A 17,779-nucleotide genomic window follows, 5' to 3' on the forward strand; every position below is an offset into this window, starting at 1 on the left:
AGTGAAAGTACGCATGAACTAAATGCACTGACTGGGTGAATGGATGTCAGGTGCTATTATATCGCCCAAGGCTTTGTTATTGCAGGCTTTGGATACAGTTTCAGCCGGTTGAACTCACGGATTCAGGTGGTTATAAGTGAAGGCATGAATTGAACGGTTTTTGAGTCTTTTGCCCATTCAGAGGTTAGTTATATGCAGACAGAGAAGAGTTTGATGGTGCGGCTATTTGGGGTCCGCATGTTGCCAATGTGGTTGGCGGTTCTTTTGCTGGCTGGTTGTGACAATTCCTCCGGTCAGGCAAAGGCTGAACGGTCAGCGCCGCCGCCTCCGGAAGTCGGGGTTGTTGAAATGCAGCCGCAGCGTGTGAACCTTTCAATGGAACTGCCGGGCAGGACCGCCGCTTACCGTATCTCGGAAGTGAGGCCGCAAGTCACGGGCATTTTGCAGGAGCGCTTGTTTGAACAAGGCGCCCAGGTCAAAGCAGGTGAGGTCCTCTACCAGATCGACCCCAACCGATACCGTGCTGCCCATCAACGGGCCCAGGCAGAACTGGAGCGCGCACAGGCCGAATTGCGACAGGCTCAGCGGGAGTGGGCACGTACGTCAGACTTGTTTGAGAAGAATGCGGTCAGCAAGCGTCAGCGTGATGAAGCGCTATCGGCCTTGGAGGCAGCCCGGGCGGATGTCTCCCGATCCGAGGCGATGGTCGAAACGGCGGGTATCGAGCTGGCGTATACCGAGGTCAAGGCTCCCATCGCCGGGCGCATTGGCCCGACACTGTACACGGAGGGTGCACTGGTAACCGCCAATCAGCCCCAGGTCCTGGCGCGCGTGGTTCAGCTTGATCCCATGTATGTCGATATTCAGCTACCGGTCGAAAAACTGGCTCGAATTCGGTCGTCTCTGAATGAGGGCGCGGCTTCTAAGCCCGGCCTAAATGAAGCCGAGACTGTTTTGTTGCGCGATGACGGTACTCTCTATCCGCATAAGGGACGCGTTGACGTTGCGGATGTTACCGTCAACCAAAGCACCAGTTCGGTCACTGTGCGGGCGGTTTTCCCCAATCCTGACGAAGACCTTCTGCCTGGAATGTACGTGCGCGTTCGCCTGAGCGAGGGGGTGCGGGAGAACGCCCTTCTGGCGCCGCAGCAGGGCGTGAGCCGTAATCCGCAAGGCGAGGCCACGGCGTTGCTGGTCAACCCGCAGGGAGAAGTTGTTGCCCGCCAGTTAGAGGCAGAGCGGGCCATTGGCGCTTTCTGGCTGGTGGAGAACGGGTTAGAGCCGGGGGATCGCCTTATCGTCTCCGGTCTGCAAAAGGTTCGGCCAGGGGCCAAGGTGAAGCCGGTTGAGGCAGATGTTCCATTACATCCCACCCAAAACCAGCAAGCCAGTGGCAAGGATAGTTCACAGAAAAGCGCCTCCGACGACGAGGGCCCCGCACAATGATTAATTTCTTCATTTCCAGGCCCGTTTTTTCCTGGGTTCTGGCCATTGTCGCCATGTTGGCGGGCATCATGGCGATCTTCGTTTTGCCGGTCCAGCGATACCCGTCGGTGGCGCCGCCGGCGGTGGAGATTCAGGCCGATTATCCTGGCGCCTCGGCGGACACCGTGTCCAATACTGTGGTTCAGGTCATCGAACAAGAGATGACCGGCCTCGACAATCTGCTCTATATGGGGTCGACAGCGGATTCCTCAGGCCACGCTACGGTTACTCTCACCTTTGCGGCGGGCACCGATCCGGACATTGCCCAGGTCCAGGTGCAGAACAAGCTCAAACTGGCGGAACCCCGACTCCCGGAAGTGGTGCGCCAGCAGGGGATCAGCGTCGAGAAATCCAGCACCAGTTTTCTGATGGTAATGGCATTCGTCTCTACCGACGGTCGCCTCAGCAAGCTGGATATCGCCGATTTTATCAGCTCCGAGTTAGCCGAACCCATTGGACGGGTGACTGGTATCGGCAGCGTGCAGGTTTTCGGCTCTGAATATGCGATGCGGATTTGGCTGGACCCTTCGGCGTTGACCAATTACGGCCTGACCGTCGCCGACGTGAGCGCCGCCATCGAGGCGCAAAACGCCCAGGTCACCGCCGGCCAGCTCGGCGGGCTGCCCGCGGTCGAGGGTCAGCAGCTCAATGCCACGGTCACCGCCCAGACCTTGCTCACCTCAACCGAAGAGTTCCGCAACATCCTGCTCAAGAGTATGCCCGACGGGTCCCGGGTGCGCCTGGGGGATGTTGCCCGCGTTGAGCTGGGCGGCGGTGCAGTCCAGATTGACACTTTCTACGATGGCGAGCCGGCAGCCGGCCTTGGCATCAATCTGGCGCCGGGTGCCAACTCGCTTGCGGTCACAGAGGCTGTTAAAGCGCGGCTCCAGGAGCTCGAGCCGTATTTTCCGGAAGGGGTGGAGATTCGGTATCCCTACCAGACGGCCCCCTTCGTGGAGGCCTCCATCGACGCGGTGGTCACAACCATCATCGAGGCAATCGCCCTGGTGGTCCTGGTCATGCTGGTATTTCTCCAGAGTTGGCGGGCTACCCTGATACCAGCGATCGCAATCCCGGTGGTGCTGCTGGGCACCTTTGCGATCATGGCGGCCTTCGGCTTTTCCATCAACATGCTCACTCTCTTCGGTCTCGTATTGGCGATCGGCCTTCTGGTGGATGACGCCATCGTGGTGGTTGAGAACGTCGAGCGTGTGATGCATGAGGACGGCCTGAGCCCGATGGAGGCGACGCGCAAGTCCATGGGGCAGATAGCCAGCGCGCTGATTGGCATCGGCGTGGTGTTGTCTGCGGTGTTTATCCCGATGGCCTTCTTTCCGGGCTCCACCGGGGCAATCTATCGGCAGTTTTCCCTGAGTATTGCTGGTGCCATGGTGCTTTCGGTGCTGGTGGCTCTGATTCTGAGCCCCATGCTGTGTGGTCGGATCCTCAAGCCCACGCATGAAAGAACCTTGCTGCAAAAACTGTTCGGCTGGTTTGAGGCAGGCCTGGGGCGACTGACCCGGGGCTATGTCCGCCTGGTTGGCCATACGGCGCGCCACGCCTGGCTCTACACACTGGCGTTCCTGGGCATCGTCGGCCTGGTGGCCGTTCTCTTTGTGCGGTTGCCCGGCGGGTTCCTGCCCGCGGAAGACCAGGGGTTCGCCGTGGTGCAGTATCAGTTGCCCGCCGGTGCGACCCAGCAGCGCACAATCGATACGATTCAGGTTATCGAAGATTACTTCATGGACCAGGATGAGGTGCAGGGCCTCTTCACAATCGCTGGTTTCAGCTTCGCTGGCCGGGCGCAGAACGCGGGACTGGCGTTCGTCAATCTCAAGCCATGGAGTGAGCGCGATCCCGAGACGCAAAGCGCCGACGCGATCATTCAGCGGGCGAACCGGGCGCTTGCCGGGCTGGTGCGTGATGGGCGGGCTTTTGCTTTCAATTTGCCACCGATACCGGAATTGGGGCAGGCCCTGGGCTTTGAATTGCGTTTACAGGATCGGGGTGCCATCGGGCATGAAGCGCTCATGGCAGCGCAAGGTCAATTGCTGCAGTTGGCGGCCGAAAGCCCCGTGCTGACGAGTGTGCGCCCCAACGGTTTGGCGGACAATCCCCGCTACAAAGTGGACATTGATTACGAAAAGGCGCAGGCCCTTGGCATAGAGCCGTCCGAGATCAGTCGACTTCTGTCGGTGACCTGGGGCTCGCAATACGTTAACGATTTTCTCCATGAGGGGCGGGTCAAGCGAGTCTATGTTCAGGGTGATGCCCCTTTCCGGATGCTGCCTGAGGATTTTGAGGCGTGGTATCTGCGAGCCGCTAACGGAGAGATGACCCCGTTGAGCGAAGTGACGAACGGACGCTGGGAGTATGGCTCACCGCGCCTTGAGCGTTTCAACGGTGTTCCGTCCCGTCAGATTCAGGGTGAGCCGGCACCGGGCTACAGTACCGGTGAGGCCATGGCGGAGGTCGAACGTTTGATCGCTCAACTCCCGGACGGTGTGGCCGGCGCCTGGAGCGGCCTGTCCTATCAGGAGCGCCAGGCCGGTGCCCAGGCATCCCTGCTTTACGCGCTGTCGGCACTGGTGGTGTTTCTGGCGCTCGCCGCGCTCTACGAAAGTTGGACCATACCCATTTCCGTGATGCTGGCGGTGCCCTTGGGCGTACTCGGGGCGGTACTTGCAGCGATGGTTCGCGGGCTTCCTAACGACGTCTTCTTCCAGGTTGGCATTCTGACCACCGTTGGTGTGACTGCGCGCAACGCTATACTTCTGGTGGAGTTCGCCCGCTCGTTAGAGGATCAGGGAATGAAATTGATCGAGGCAACCAAGGAAGCGGCGCGAGTGCGCTTGAGGCCGATTCTGATGACATCGGTTGCTTTCGGCATGGGTGTGTTGCCGCTTGCTTTCGCCAGTGGTGCCGGTGCAACCACCCGTATTGCGATAGGAACGGCGGTTCTTGGCGGCATGATTTCGGCAACGATACTGGCGACGTTCTTTATTCCACTGTTCTATGTGGTCGTCCGCCGTATCACGGATTTTCTGAGTGGCTCCAGAGACCAGGATGACTCGGCTGCGGCCGCTCCCGGACGGGCAAATGGAGGTGTGGCTGATGACCGTTAAGGTATTGCTGACCACTTTGATGGTGTTGTCACTTGGTGGCTGCTCACTCGCGCCGACTGTTAAGAAGCCCGAGCCGTCGATGCCGGAAAACTGGACGTCCGCACGACTTTCGGCGGACGAGAAACTCCCTCTGGACTGGTGGCGTGGCTATGGCGATCCGGCACTTGTCACGCTTGTTGAGGAGGCACTTGATGCCAACAACGATCTGCAGCTCGCCGCTGCCCGGGTTGCCGAAGCAAGGGCGCTCCTTACCGGACAGCAGGCAGAACGATACCCACTTCTGGAGGTGGAGGGCTCCGCGGTGCGCCAGGGCCCGAGTGAGGAGTCCGTCAACAGTACTGGTGGTCAACCCTTCAATGATATCCAGGTTGGCGGTGTTCTATCGTACGAGCTGGATCTCTGGGGGCGGCTTGCCAATGCCAGCGAAGCAGCCCGGGCACGGCTTCTGGCCAGTGCAGCGAATCGCGAGGCCGTGCGACTGGCCGTGATTGGTGAGGTGGCCAATGGTTACTTCAATTTGCGTGCGCTTGATCGTCAGATCGACATCGCGGAACGCACCGTGTCGTCCCGCCGCGAATCGGTCGCCCTGCAACGGGCCCGGTTTGAAGGAGGCGAGATTAATGAATTGGCCCTGCGGCAGGCAGAATCCGAGCTTGCGGCCGCTGAATCCGAACTTCCGAGGCTTCGCCAACAGCGCTCCCTTCAGCGAAACGCCTTGGCAGTGCTTCTGGGGCGAGATCCACAACGGATTGTACGTAGTGATATTTCCGTAGCGAATACCATTGGTGAGATGGATGTTCCGGCCAGTATCCCTGCAGGCCGACCAGCAGATCTGATGGTTCGGCGACCCGACATTGCCGCAGCCGAACAGGAATTGATCGCGGCCAACGCCGAAATCGGTGTTGCCCGGGCGGCGTTTCTGCCCAGGATTTCATTCGAGGGGCTGCTGGGCCTGCGAAGTGCGTCCGGTGGCGACTTGTTCCAGGGTTCGGCATCCACGTGGCAGTTGGGCGGCTCGTTAGTCGGCCCGTTGCTGGACTTCGGGCGTTCCGAGGCACTAGTCAATCAGGCGGAGGCGCGTCAACGCCAGGCCCTGATTGCGTATCGTCAGGCCATTCAGGTGGCGTTTCGGGAGGTGCTCGACGCGATGGCCGGGGTGCGTGGTACCGAAGATCGCCTGGAAGCGCAGGCCCGGCAGGTAGCAGCACTGCGAAGCACGGCTAAACTTGCGCGATTGCGCTTTGAGGGTGGCGCGTCCAGTTACCTGGAGGTGCTGGACGCTGAACGAAGCCTGTTTACAACCGAACTTGATCTCGTGGAAACGCGGCGCGATCACTTGCAGTCGACGGTTAATTTGTATCGCGCGCTGGGCGGGGGTTGGCAGAATTCATTGCAATCTTCTGATTATGAAAACACTGACTGAATCAGACAGGCGTTTTATTGAGCGCCTCGGTCTTCAGGCTCAATCTGAAGGCTTTTCCCGCATCGCTGGGCAACTTTGGGCGACACTGATCGTGTCGGATGGTCCCGTCAGCTCATCGCAGCTTGTGGATACGTTGCGTGTCAGTAAGGCGAGCGTCAGTACGAATACGTGCTTTCTTGAAAGACTCGGCATTGTTGCGCGTCGAACAATGCCGGGTGAGCGCCAGGACTTCTTCGCGATTCGTCCCCATCCCTACGCTGCCTTGGTGGAAGGGCAGATAAAACGGCTCGAGGCCAGAAAGGAGGTGATCGCCGAAGCCAAGGCAACCATTACCAATGAACAAACGCTTGCCAAGCTGGCTGATCTGGATCAGTTCTACACCCTGTATTATGAGAGCTCCAAAGACCTTCTAAAGCAGCTGAAATCTCAAATCCATGGACATAAAAAATAATAACATCAAAGGTTTAACCTTGGATTTAATCCGGGCCTGAAGGAAACGCGGGCTATGTCAGAGCAACCCTGGCTGGTGTTACTGCGAGGAGGCCTGAATGGTTTTTGCCATCTGGAATGTCTGGTCAGCGGCTCAAAGCAAAGCAGACTAATTAAATTGCCTCTTGCGCACCTATCTACTGATAGGTAAATTAAACGTCGTATGCTTAATGACCAACAGAGGTAACCAATGAAAATTTACGACACTGAAGGCTTTCCCAACCCGCTGCGCGTTCGCATTGCCCTTGCCGAGAAAGGTGCCACCGATAAAGTGGTGTTTGTCCCGGTGGATGTCATGGGTGGTGAACACCGTACCACTGATTTCAGGGCAAAGAACCCCGATGCCACCGTGCCGGTACTGGAGCTTGATGACGGCACCTGCATTGCACAGTGCAACGCCATCACTGAGTACCTTGACGGTGTGTTTGACGGGCCCTCCCTGACGGGCGCCTCGCCTAAAGAGCGTGCGGTTATCGCGATGATGAATATTCGTGCCGAATCCGGTTTGATGAATGCGGTGGGCGCGTATTTCCACCACGCAACCCGGGGACTGGGGCCCGACCTTGAGACATGGCAATGTCCTGACTGGGGTAATAAGCAGAAAGAGGTCGCTCAGTCCACGATGGCCTATCTCAACGAGGTGCTTGCGGAAAACGAGTTTCTTGCTGGTGACCGTTTCACTGTTGCGGATATCACGGCTTATGCCGGACTGGTGTTTGCAGAGTTCGCCAAGGTTGACATTCCCGGTCACCTGGATCATCTCCTGGCCTGGCGTGCCCGGGTCGCGGCCCGTCCGTCGATTACCGGCTGATGCCCGGGCCTTTTGGCTTGGCGGACTGATTAACCGGAGGACAGAGCATGGAAATCAATGCAGATTTCACAAAGCCCGTGGTCATTGATACTGACCAGCTTGAGTGGCGCCCTTCACCCATGAAAGGGGTGGAGCGGCGAATGCTGGATCGTATCGGTGGCGAAGTGGCCCGTGCCACCAGTATTGTGCGGTATGCGCCAGGCAGCCGGTTCTCGGCGCACACTCATGACGGTGGTGAGGAATTCATCGTACTTGACGGTGTGTTTCAGGACGAACATGGGGATTATCCTGCGGGAACCTATGTGCGGAATCCGCCAACCACCTCTCATGTACCAGGCTCTGCCGAGGGCTGTACGATTTTTGTCAAGCTCTGGCAGTTCGACCCGGCGGACCGCACCCAGTTCAGCAAAAACATGGAAGCGGAACTGGGTGCTCCGGTGGAGGGCATTTCCACCTCGCTCCTGCATGAGGACGAGCGTGAAACGGTCACTCACCGCAAGCTTGAGCCCGGTGCTAACTTGACATCAGAGGCGGCCGGCGGGATCGAGGTGTTGGTCCTGGACGGCGATGTCACGGTAAACGATGAAGTGCTGGGCAGGAATGCTTGGCTGCGTCTGCCCGAAGGAGAAGCATTGTCCGCAACGGCCGGAGCCCGTGGGGCGAAAATCTGGATGAAGACAGGGCACCTTCGGTTTGTCAGGACCCCTGAAGTGTAACCAGCAGGAGCCTGAACATTTCTGGGCTGCCAAAGAGCCAAAAAGGGCTTGATCAGGGGAAGGAATCGTAACCTTCCCCTGATCAAGGTGCCATACACGGCAACTGCCTGAGTGAACGACGTTAACCATTGACTAATTATGAACCGTGACACAAGAACCGCCCTGTTAGACTTCGCAGAGCGCACCGCCCGATCAAGAGGGTTTGACGGATTCAGCTATGCGGATCTCGCGAAGGCCATTGGCATCAGAAAGGCTTCCATTCATTATCATTTTCCGACCAAGGCGGACTTGTCGGAGCGTTTGATCGAGCGGTATCACACCAGCCTGAAAGAGCGGCTGGTTGAAATAGAGGCGGCCTGTTCCAGCGCCGGCGAACGCCTGAGTGCTCTCATCGCTGTGTACCGAAGTGCCCTGCATGACGGCCAGACCGTCTGCCTGTGCGTTGCCTTTTCAATCTGTCGCGAAAGCCTGCCCGAGGCGGTTGTCAACCGGGTGGGTAGCGTTCGGGCAATGGTGCTGGACTGGACCAGGGCAACCTTTGAACTGGGCCTGAGGGATGGGTCAATTTCGTCCATTTCTGATCCCTCACAAGAAGCCTGCGCAACCCTGGCCACGCTGGAAGGCGCCCACCTGGCGGCACGCACAGCACAAGACCCAGCTCCATTTGATGCGGCTACACAACTTTTAAGGGCTCGCTGCCAAAGTGCTTCGGAAGGGAACAACACTGGCGCTTGAATGGCAGTGAATGAGACGCGACAGAAAGTCGTGACATTAACCTGTTATCAGGAGGTGCAACATGACCCCTCACAACCTGCCAAGATTTGATCACAATCCGTTACGCTACACAGCACTCGGAAACTCGGGCTTGTTCGTCTCCGAACTCTGCCTGGGAACCATGACCTTCGGCGGTGATGAAGACATCTGGGGCCTGATCGGCCAGTTGCAGCAGGAACAGGCCGACGAACTGGTGAAGATCGCTCTGGAGGCGGGAATCAACTTTATCGATACCGCCAACATCTATGGCTTCGGGGCCAGCGAGCGCATCGTCGGCCAGTCCCTGAAGAACCTCGGCGTTCGCCGGGAAGATGTCGTGCTGGCCACCAAGGTGCTCGGCCCCATGGGCGAGGGCCCCAATGCCCGTGGTGCTTCCCGTGGCCACATCATGAGCGAATGCAAGGCGAGCCTGGCGCGATTGCAGACCGATTACATTGATCTGTACCAGATCCATGGCTTTGATCCGGCCACCCCGATCGAAGAAACCCTGGAGGCACTGAACACCCTGGTGCAACAGGGCCATGTGCGTTATGTGGGCTTGTCTAACTGGGCCGCCTGGCAGGTCATGAAGGCCATCGGTATCACCCGGGCCCGCAACCTGTGCCCGGTAACGTCTCTGCAGGCGTACTACACCCTGGTGGGGCGCGACCTGGAACGGGAGGTGATCCCCATGCTGGCGTCGGAAAAGGTCGGGTTGATGGTGTGGAGCCCGCTGGCCGGCGGTTACCTTTCCGGCAAATACGAGGATCCGGACGTATCCGAGGAGAACCGGCGCACTAAGTTCGACTTCCCTCCGGTTAACCGCGAGCGGGGCAAAGAGGTTATCAAGGTCATGCGTGAGGTGGCTGACGGAAAGCAGATTGACGGCGAACCCGTCACCGTGGCCCAGATCGCTCTTGCGTGGCTACTGCACCAGGAACCTGTATCCAGTGTTATTGTTGGTGCCAAGCGACCAGATCAGTTGAAAGCCAATATCCGGGCCGCACAGATCCGATTGTCTGATGACGAGCGTAAAGCTCTGGACGAGGTGAGTCGTATCCCGGAGGAGTACCCGGGCTGGATGATGGCAATGATGGCCGGGTACCGAAATCCTTCCGAGCCTTAATCCGATAGCGACCCACTGCACACATTTCGCTGCGCCTTGGCTGCGCAGCCAAACAACGGGAAAACTCGTCTATGCTGTCAAAAGTTAAACGTCCGTGGCTACTGGCCACATCGACGACGCTGTTGGTTGTTTCAACCCCGGGCCTGGCAAACTCGGCGTGGGACGCCAGCCTGGGTGCGGGTGTACTCTATACTCCGGACTACCTTGGCAGCGACGATTATGAAACCAGGGTCTGGCCGACGATCAATGTGAGCTATGGTGACCGTTTCTACTTTAACATTCGCGATGGTCTTGGCTGGAACCTGATTCGCCACGGCAACTGGAAGCTGTCGCCCTTTATTGGTTACATTCCGGGGCGCGACAATGACGAGGATCTTGAACGCCTGGACAAGATTGATGGCGGCGCGATCGCCGGCTTGCGCGTTGCTTACAACCACGACGCATGGTCGTACAGCGCAGCCGTCCAATCTCCCTTCACCGGCGATGTCGATGGCTATCAGGTGGTGCTTAAGGCACGATGGCGGAACCAGTTCAGCGATCAATGGTTTGCCTCCCTGGGGCCGAACCTGACCTACAGCAGTGATGACTGGACAGACGATAGGTTTGGTATTTCCGATACGGAAAGTGCCCGCTCCGGCTTGGCCTCTTATAGCCCTGATGGCTATGCCCGGTATGGCCTGACAGGCAGTTTAACCTACTCGTTGTCTGCGCAATGGTCGGTCACCGCGACCGCTGGGGTGTCACAATTAACCGGCGATGCCGAGGATAGCCCGATTGTCAGTGATATCGGGGAGGCTACCCAAGCCTACACCGGTGTTTTTATGAGTTACCGATTCTGAATGTCTTCGGGGACCGGGGCAATTCTTGTCACGGGAATGGGCAAGTAACCCCTGAATCTCCCGGTTCTGGCTTCGTCGGCTATGTAAGGATTACTTCGGAGCTCAAACACCTGGCTCACTTTTCCTTTAACCGAAACCAGAGTGCGTAAAGCGCCGGAACAAACAGTAGGGTGATCAGAGTGCCGACTGCTACGCCCCCTATAAGTACATAAGCGAGCGGCCCCCAGAACAGGTCAAAGGTCAGAGGTACAAACGCCAGAACGGCCGCCAGGGCAGTGAGTACCACGGGGCGAGCGCGTTGGACGGCTGCCTCGACCACGGCTTCCCGAGCAGCCATCCCAGTTGTGAAGTTGTCCTGCACCTGCTGCGTCAGAATCATGGTGTTTCGCATCAGGATACCGCCCAGGCCAATGAGCCCCAACAACGCGGTAAAGCCAAAAGGTTGATTAAACAACAGCAAAGCCAGCACAGCGCCAATGAGTCCCAATGGCGCGGTGGCCAGAACGGTCAAGGTGCCGATAAATGAACGCATCTGAAGCATGATGAAAATCAGCATCAACGCCAACATCACCGGTTGTAAAGTCTGAATGGAGGCGTTGGCTTTGGCGGATTGCTCCACCGTACCGCCAATTTCAATACGATAACCGTCCGGTAACCGTTCACGCAGGCCTGCCATCGTACTCCAGATCTCTTTGGTGACATCCGGTGGCTGGGCGCCTTCCACATCCGCCTGAACGGCCAGGAAGGGGGCGCGGTTGTAACGCTTTATAACCGGTTCCTCATAACGAACCTGCCACTGCCCCAGTTGTTTTACGGAGAGTTTGCGGCCGTCGCGGGTTTTGATTTCAAGATCTTCGGGCATCATGATTTCACCGCGGGCATTACGCGCCACCAGTTGAACGCTCCTTATGCCCTGGCGTAACTCGGTAACGGCCACGCCGCGAAGCTGGAACTGGAGTTGCCGTGCAACCTCTGCCGGGGTCAGGCCCATCCAGCCCAGGTTTTCCGGGTCCAACTCAAGATAGAGCGTGGGCACACGCTCATCCCATTCGAGGTGCGGCATGACGATGTTCGGATGCCCGGTCATGAGAGTCCGAATCTGGTGCGCGATCTCTCTGAGTTGATCGGGTTCCGGACCCAACACTCGAAAACTGACCGGCCAGGCCACCGGCGGGCCGTACAGCAAACGCGTTACACGCACTCTCGCCTCAGGAAACTCACCCGCCGCGATTTTGGCCTCCAGCGTCGAGATGATGTGATCGCGCCCTTCAACGTCCTGCCCGATGGCAATCAACTTGGCAAACGCCGGGTCCGGCTGCTCGGGGTTTGCCGATACGAAGAATCTGGGTGCACCGGCACCGATGTAAGCGGACAGGCTTTTAACCTCCGGCATGTCCATCAATATCGCTTCGAGGCGTCTGACGCTTTGATCCGTGGTGGCAATAGCGCTCCCCTGCGGAGCATAGACACTGATCAGAACCTCGGGGCGATCAGAACTGGGAAAAAACTGCTTCTGTACCTGGGCTGCCATACCGAAAGCACTGAGAGCCAGTAAACCCACTGTGAGAAAAACGACGGTTTTCCGGTACCTTACACACGCTGCAATCACCCCACGCAACCGCTGATAAAAAGCGCTTTGATAAAGGTCCTGGCCAGTATGCCCGATGTAATCGGGCAATAGCTTGACGCCCAGATAAGGCGTAAAGGTGACCGCCACCCCCCAGGAAATCAGCAACGCAAAAGCCAGCACCCAGAAGATGTTACCGGTGTATTCCCCGACACCCGACTGAGCAAAGCCGATGGGGACAAAACCGGCCACTGTTACTAGCGTTCCAGACAGCATGGGCGCGGCTGTGACGCTCCAGGCATGACTGGCTGCCCGTACCCGGTCCCAGCCACTCTCCATCTTCACAATCATCATTTCAATGGCGATGATCGCATCGTCCACTAACAGGCCCAGTGCGATAATCAACGCGCCCAGGGTGATGCGGTCCAGGTTAATGCCCGCTATTTTCATCAATAAAAAGGTCAGCCCGAGAGTAACGGGAATCGCAATGCCCACCACTAAACCCGCACGCAGGCCGATCGCCAGAATACTGACGCCCATTACGACGACCAATGCCACCAGAAACTTGACCTGAAAAAGATCAACGGCCTGAGTGATGGCCTCAGCCTGGTTGGTCAGGGTCTGTATTGACATCCCCAGGGGCAGCCTGGCCTGTTCAGTGCTGACAAACTTACTGAGCCGTTCACCAAACTCCAGGCCATTTTCGCCCGCCTCCATGACGACGCCCAGGAGGATCGCATCCTCACCGCTGGAACGGACGATGTAGTTCAACGGATCTTCATAGCCCAAACGCACCTCGGCCAGATCAGACACGGTGATAACTTGGTCTCCGATACGCAGAGGTACTGAGGCGAGGCGCTCAAGGTCAGACAGGTCAATGTTGCTGCGGACATAAACCCGCGGGCCGGCAAGATCAACAAAGCCCAGAGGCTCAAGGCGATTGTTGGCCTCTATCGCCTGCAACACTTCTTCTGCCGACAAGCCGAGATTGTTGAGCCGGTCCTGATCAAACTCGAGATACACCCGCTCAGGACGCTCGGCCAGGATCTGTGCCTTTTGCAAGCCGGGTAGCCGTTGCAGGCGATCTCGTATCGCTTCTGCCTCGCGGGTCAGTTCACGCATTGGCATTCCCGGTGCTGTGAGGGCCATCAGGGAGAAATACACGTCTGAGAAATCATCGTTAACGATGGGGCCGATGACACCACGGGGGAGATTGGGGCTTTCATCGGACATGCGCTTGCGAACTTGATAGAAGAGATCGGGCATTTTTTCACTAGGCGTATAATCCTGGAACCGGATAAGCATGGTGGCCTGTCCGGGCCGAATGGTGGTTTCAACAGTGTCGAAATACGCCACTTCCTGTATTCGTTTTTCCAGGCGGTCCACCACCTGATTCCGTAGCACCTCAGGGGTTGCTCCTGGCCAAACCACAGAAACCACCATTGCCCGGACAGTGAACGCAGGGTCTTCCGCCCGACCAAGGGATGAGAACGCGTAGAAGCCCGCAACAACGGACATCAAAAGAAAAAAGAGGGTGACCGAACGCTCGCGCACTGCCAGTGCGGAAAGATTAGGCAGGCTCATTGAGCCAGCTCCCGCACCGCCATGCCAGGCGTGAGCAGGTGTGTCCCTAATGCGACGATCGGCGTAGTCGCGTTGATGTTGGCCCGGATCTGCGCATACTCCTCACCCAAATCGATAACCTCGACCGCAAGGGGGGTCACCATGCCGTCGGAGACCAACCAGACCTGCGGCGTTTCTCCTCTCTCATCAAGGGCACCCAGCGGTACACGATGGCTGGCCGTGGTTTGTTTCTGCATCAGCCGGACACTCACCACTGAACCAAGCGTTAAAGACGAAGGGTAGGGCCCCTCCAGGCTGTATCGGGCACGCCAGCTCCGGCTTCTGGCGTCGGCAGCCCCGGCAATCTCTCTCAGATTCACCGCAAGCTGTTCGCCATTGGGTAAAGGAACATAACCTTGCCGGGGCGGGTTGCTGCCCTGAGGTAAAAAGACCTCGACTTCCAGGGATTGATCTTCAGCCAGAACGGCAAGGGTTTGACCGACACCCACAACCTGGCCGGGCTCAACGATGACCTCGGTGATCACGCCTGCATTGGCGGCTTTTAGTTCCGCATATCCCAGAGCATTCTGAGCCTGCTGATTTCGTGCAGAAGCCGTTTCCACCTGGCTGCGTGCTTCACGCTCCGCCAGTTCAAGGCGTTGCAGGGTTTGTTCGCTGACAAACTGACGTCCTACCAGTTCCTGCTGTCGCTGGAGCTCATTAGTGGCAATGGCCAGGGCCGCTTCTGCACGCCTCAGATCTGCGGCGGCCCCCTCCGCGGTTGCGATAAGGTCTCGTGAATCGAGTTTGAACAGTAAGTCGCCTTTTTCCACGCGCTGACCGGGATCGATGAAACGTTGTTGAATCCGGCCGGCGATCTGAAAGGCCTGGGGAACTTCGTGGCGGCCTCGCAGGGTTCCTGAAAACCTCTGAGATGTTGGACCTGCCTCCTTCAATTCCACTGTTTTTACCCAGGGAACAGGGGGGCGGGCCTCTGGAGGCGTTTCCGCGGACTGCTGACAACCTGACAGAATGAGCAGCGAGATAAACAGGGTCAGCAGAAAGCGCATGGCAGATGTCTCGATCGGCAAGATTAAGGTGTGGATATCAGTTCTCGCGGCATCCAGATAAAGCTAGTTGCAGGATAGCATCGCGAACGATGTCCTTCTGCTCCATAGGCAGAAAATGGGTCGTGCCCTCAAGAACCCTGACGTCAGCCGAAGGCAGCAGGGCCTTCAGGCGTTTTTGTGCCTTTGGTGAGAAGGTTGACCCGCGTTCCGCGGCCAGTGCTATAACCGGGCACCGCAACTGACGAATACCGGGCCAGGGGTTGTGTTCGGTATGGGCAAAGGTGGTGCTCTCCCATTCGGGCGCACACGCCAATTGAACTTGGTCACCCTGCGGCACGAAGGCGTGTTGGACGTAGGCGTTCAGCCATGCTTCGGGCCAGGTCTTGAAGCCACCGCGGCCACGATAGTTGTCCAGCGCAGCAGCGTGCGAATCAAATACCCTGCGCCGACGTGCCGCTCCGGCGGCCAGCGACAACCGATGTGACTGACGCAGCAGCTTGGCCAGCCCCAACTTCAGGCCCTGCACCGGATCCATGATCACCGGTTCCGCCAGAATCAGACCCAGCACTTTGTCAGGCCGCCGGGCAGCGGCCATGATGCTGGTGGTGGCACCGATGGAATGGCCGGCAAGCCAGACCGGTTCGTCCAGGCATTCCAGCAGAGCGATCAGGTCGCGATAATAGGTTTCCCAGCCCCGGAATGTCGACAGGTTGGCTGCACCAACGCTGGCCCCGTGTCCTCGCATGTCCCAGGCCAGGACATTGACGTCCGTGGCGAGCTCGTCAAGCAGTGGATGGTACAGGCGGCCATGGAAACCCGTGGCATGGGCCCAGTGCAGTGTGGGTCGCGCTTTGGATTGCGGCCAGCGCCACAGTGCGATATCGGCGCCATCCGTCGCCCGGAATTCGTCGCGTTCAGGTGTGTTGTGCTTAATGTCCATGACGGTCTTCTTGTTGGGCGGCCATTGTCGGGAGCAATAACTGAACCTGACCAGTGGCGATCGGTTTTTTATCATCGCCTTGCCAGCAGGTCACCTGGACCAGGCTGGTGCGCCTGCCTTGCCGAATAATGTCGGCCCTGGCGAACGTCGATCGGGCCTTCGCGGAGCGGAGGTAATTGATGTGGCTGTCGAGAATGCGCGGGCAACGTGTCTCTGCATCCTGGCTTTGCGCAGCCACCCGCGCGGTGAGTTCGATCAGGGCTCCAAGCACGCCGCCATGGAGGGCTGGTAGCATGAAGTTGCCAATCAGCGCTTCACGACACGGCAAATGAACCAATACGCCTACATCACCGCGCTGAACCTCAAGCCCGAGGTGCTGTGCATAGGGAATGCGCTCCAGAAGAGCCTGCCAGTCAGCACATTCTTTCGCACTTTCCGCAGTGCCTGAGATTTGTGGGGCCGAATCGCCAGTCGTGCTCATGCGCTCTCCTTTCCTGGTCCACCTGCATGCAATTGCTGTCCCTGGGTGTTACGCATGAAGGTGGCGTTTGCCGTCGCTAGTAACTCGCGATTTCCCTCGCTAAGGATGTCACAATGAATAAACGCGACATCGTCCGATAAATGACGACAGGTGGCCACCGCTGACAGGGCCCGGTCGCCGATGGCAGGCCGCAAATAATCCATGCGCAGATCCAGAGTGGCAATGGGCATCAACTCCAGGGCACCCGCGAATACCGCCAAGCCTCCGGCGGAGTCTGCCAGCGAGTAAAGTACGCTGGTGCAGATTTCTTTTGTATCCTTATGGGCGAACATCCATGACTGCGGGGTTAGCCGCATACAGACCTGGCCCTGGTCTACCGAGACAACTTGCATGCCCAGATCCCTGCCGTGAGGAACCTGTTCGGTGAACTGCCACGCCGTCGTCACAGCGTCACTGTGCTGAAGTTTGTTCAGATCGTTCATCAGATCCGCCCAGTCTGACATGCATTTCGCGCAGGGGCGGAAGTGTAGAGGACCAGTGGATTGTCATAGGTCATTGCCATGGCGTTCTCTTGTGAGTAGCATTGTTTCCAAAGTTTGGTTGGTCAACCAACCAAAAGTCAACACTTTGTTAATCCAAATGGCACGGCACCGGTGTAATGGCGTGCGATCAGTGAAACGAATCGAATGATGGCTGCTCTGATGATTAATAAACGGGATTGCTCAGGAGATGGTTAAGCCATGGTTGACAGACAGATTACCCCTGCAAGCAAATTAGGCGATCAGGGTAACGTTTTGTCTAACGCCGCCCGGCTCTTTCGAGAGAAAGGTTTTGAAAGGACGTCTCTAAAGGAGATTGCCGAAGCCTGCAATATGCTGCCCGGAAGTCTGTATTATCGTTACAGCAGCAAGGAAGCGCTGCTCGTTGAGCTGATGCGTCGGGGAGTAGACCTGGTTACAACAGAGGTTGAAACCGCGTACGCCAGCTCGGACGATCCCGTGGAACGATTGCGTCTTTGTATCAACGCACATTTGCACGCCCTGCTGGTTGATTCGGATACGGTTTACGTACTTTTGTTTGAGTGGCGTTCACTGAGCGCGGAGGCCCGCGGGGACATCATCGCTTTGCGTGACCAGTATGAATCCCTTTGGGCCGAGATCATCGAAACGATGATTGAGCAAGGCGTGATTCGGAAGGATGTCAATGCTCGCCTGCTTCGCCTAATCGGCCTCGGGGCGCTCAACTGGGTCGCAACCTGGTTTGATCCGAAAGGTGTCTATACACTCGACGGCATTGGTGATTTTGTCTGGAACGTCATCATGGATGGTGTAATCAGGAAAAGTGTACGAACATAGGCACTGGCTCCCCAAGCGTAATTAGCGCCGGTTTAT

At 57.7% G+C, this 17,779-nt stretch carries 15 protein-coding genes; 10 read left to right on the top strand and 5 right to left on the bottom strand.

What is annotated here, in order from left to right; all coding sequences use genetic code 11:
* The first annotated feature begins 192 nt into the window (after positions 1 to 192).
* The 9 genes from LWH94_RS13775 (at position 193) to LWH94_RS13815 (ending at position 10,767) form a co-directional block, all read left to right on the top strand.
* On the top strand, positions 193 to 1,446 hold the full coding sequence (locus LWH94_RS13775) for an efflux RND transporter periplasmic adaptor subunit (protein WP_011784125.1): 1,254 nt from the start codon (positions 193 to 195) through the stop codon (positions 1,444 to 1,446).
* Complete coding sequence (locus LWH94_RS13780) at positions 1,443 to 4,610, top strand: efflux RND transporter permease subunit (protein WP_011784126.1); 3,168 nt, start codon at positions 1,443 to 1,445, stop codon at positions 4,608 to 4,610. The genes LWH94_RS13775 and LWH94_RS13780 overlap by 4 nt, the downstream gene beginning before the upstream one ends.
* Positions 4,600 to 6,033, top strand: coding sequence for an efflux transporter outer membrane subunit (locus LWH94_RS13785; RefSeq protein ID WP_011784127.1), 1,434 nt, complete (start codon positions 4,600 to 4,602; stop codon positions 6,031 to 6,033). The genes LWH94_RS13780 and LWH94_RS13785 overlap by 11 nt, the downstream gene beginning before the upstream one ends.
* Positions 6,017 to 6,484, top strand: a complete 468-nt coding sequence (locus LWH94_RS13790; RefSeq protein WP_232902590.1) for a GbsR/MarR family transcriptional regulator — start codon at positions 6,017 to 6,019, stop codon at positions 6,482 to 6,484. Before LWH94_RS13785 ends, LWH94_RS13790 begins: the two co-directional genes overlap by 17 nt.
* A 228-nt stretch (positions 6,485 to 6,712) precedes the next feature.
* On the top strand, positions 6,713 to 7,333 hold the full coding sequence (locus tag LWH94_RS13795; protein ID WP_011784129.1) for a glutathione S-transferase family protein: 621 nt from the start codon (positions 6,713 to 6,715) through the stop codon (positions 7,331 to 7,333).
* A 47-nt stretch (positions 7,334 to 7,380) separates the two neighbouring features.
* A complete protein-coding gene (locus LWH94_RS13800) occupies positions 7,381 to 8,049 on the top strand; it encodes a cupin domain-containing protein (protein WP_011784130.1) in 669 nt (222 codons plus the stop codon).
* A gap of 138 nt (positions 8,050 to 8,187) precedes the next feature.
* Positions 8,188 to 8,784, top strand: coding sequence for a TetR/AcrR family transcriptional regulator (locus LWH94_RS13805; RefSeq protein ID WP_011784131.1), 597 nt, complete (start codon positions 8,188 to 8,190; stop codon positions 8,782 to 8,784).
* Positions 8,785 to 8,845: 61 nt separating this feature from the next.
* The gene (locus tag LWH94_RS13810; RefSeq protein WP_011784132.1) at positions 8,846 to 9,928 is read left to right on the top strand and encodes an aldo/keto reductase; all 1,083 of its coding nucleotides are present in this window, start codon (positions 8,846 to 8,848) and stop codon (positions 9,926 to 9,928) included.
* A gap of 71 nt (positions 9,929 to 9,999) precedes the next feature.
* Complete coding sequence (locus LWH94_RS13815; RefSeq protein ID WP_011784133.1) at positions 10,000 to 10,767, top strand: MipA/OmpV family protein; 768 nt, start codon at positions 10,000 to 10,002, stop codon at positions 10,765 to 10,767.
* Positions 10,768 to 10,882: 115 nt separating this feature from the next.
* Here the strand turns inward: LWH94_RS13815 and LWH94_RS13820 are convergent, their stop codons facing one another.
* The 5 genes from LWH94_RS13820 to LWH94_RS13840 are packed head-to-tail and all read right to left on the bottom strand — an operon-like array spanning position 10,883 to position 16,870.
* Positions 10,883 to 13,918: an efflux RND transporter permease subunit gene (locus LWH94_RS13820; protein WP_011784134.1), complete on the bottom strand. Its 3,036-nt coding sequence runs from the start codon at positions 13,916 to 13,918 to the stop codon at positions 10,883 to 10,885.
* A complete protein-coding gene (locus LWH94_RS13825; protein ID WP_011784135.1) occupies positions 13,915 to 14,967 on the bottom strand; it encodes an efflux RND transporter periplasmic adaptor subunit in 1,053 nt (350 codons plus the stop codon). The genes LWH94_RS13820 and LWH94_RS13825 overlap by 4 nt, the downstream gene beginning before the upstream one ends.
* A gap of 37 nt (positions 14,968 to 15,004) precedes the next feature.
* Entirely contained in the window at positions 15,005 to 15,907 is a 903-nt protein-coding gene (locus LWH94_RS13830; protein ID WP_011784136.1) for an alpha/beta fold hydrolase, read from the bottom strand.
* A complete protein-coding gene (locus LWH94_RS13835) occupies positions 15,897 to 16,388 on the bottom strand; it encodes a PaaI family thioesterase (RefSeq protein ID WP_011784137.1) in 492 nt (163 codons plus the stop codon). The genes LWH94_RS13830 and LWH94_RS13835 overlap by 11 nt, the downstream gene beginning before the upstream one ends.
* Positions 16,385 to 16,870: a PaaI family thioesterase gene (locus LWH94_RS13840; RefSeq protein WP_031209883.1), complete on the bottom strand. Its 486-nt coding sequence runs from the start codon at positions 16,868 to 16,870 to the stop codon at positions 16,385 to 16,387. Before LWH94_RS13840 ends, LWH94_RS13835 begins: the two co-directional genes overlap by 4 nt.
* Before the next feature lie 258 nt (positions 16,871 to 17,128).
* Between LWH94_RS13840 and LWH94_RS13845 the strand changes: the two genes are divergently transcribed.
* Positions 17,129 to 17,743 (top strand): TetR/AcrR family transcriptional regulator, encoded by a 615-nt coding sequence (locus LWH94_RS13845; protein WP_011784139.1) that lies wholly within the window; start codon positions 17,129 to 17,131, stop codon positions 17,741 to 17,743.
* The last annotated feature ends 36 nt before the right edge of the window (positions 17,744 to 17,779 follow it).

Origin of the sequence: Marinobacter sp. G11 (assembly GCF_021282325.1) — a bacterium.
GTDB classification, from domain to species: Bacteria; Pseudomonadota; Gammaproteobacteria; order Pseudomonadales; family Oleiphilaceae; genus Marinobacter; species Marinobacter vinifirmus.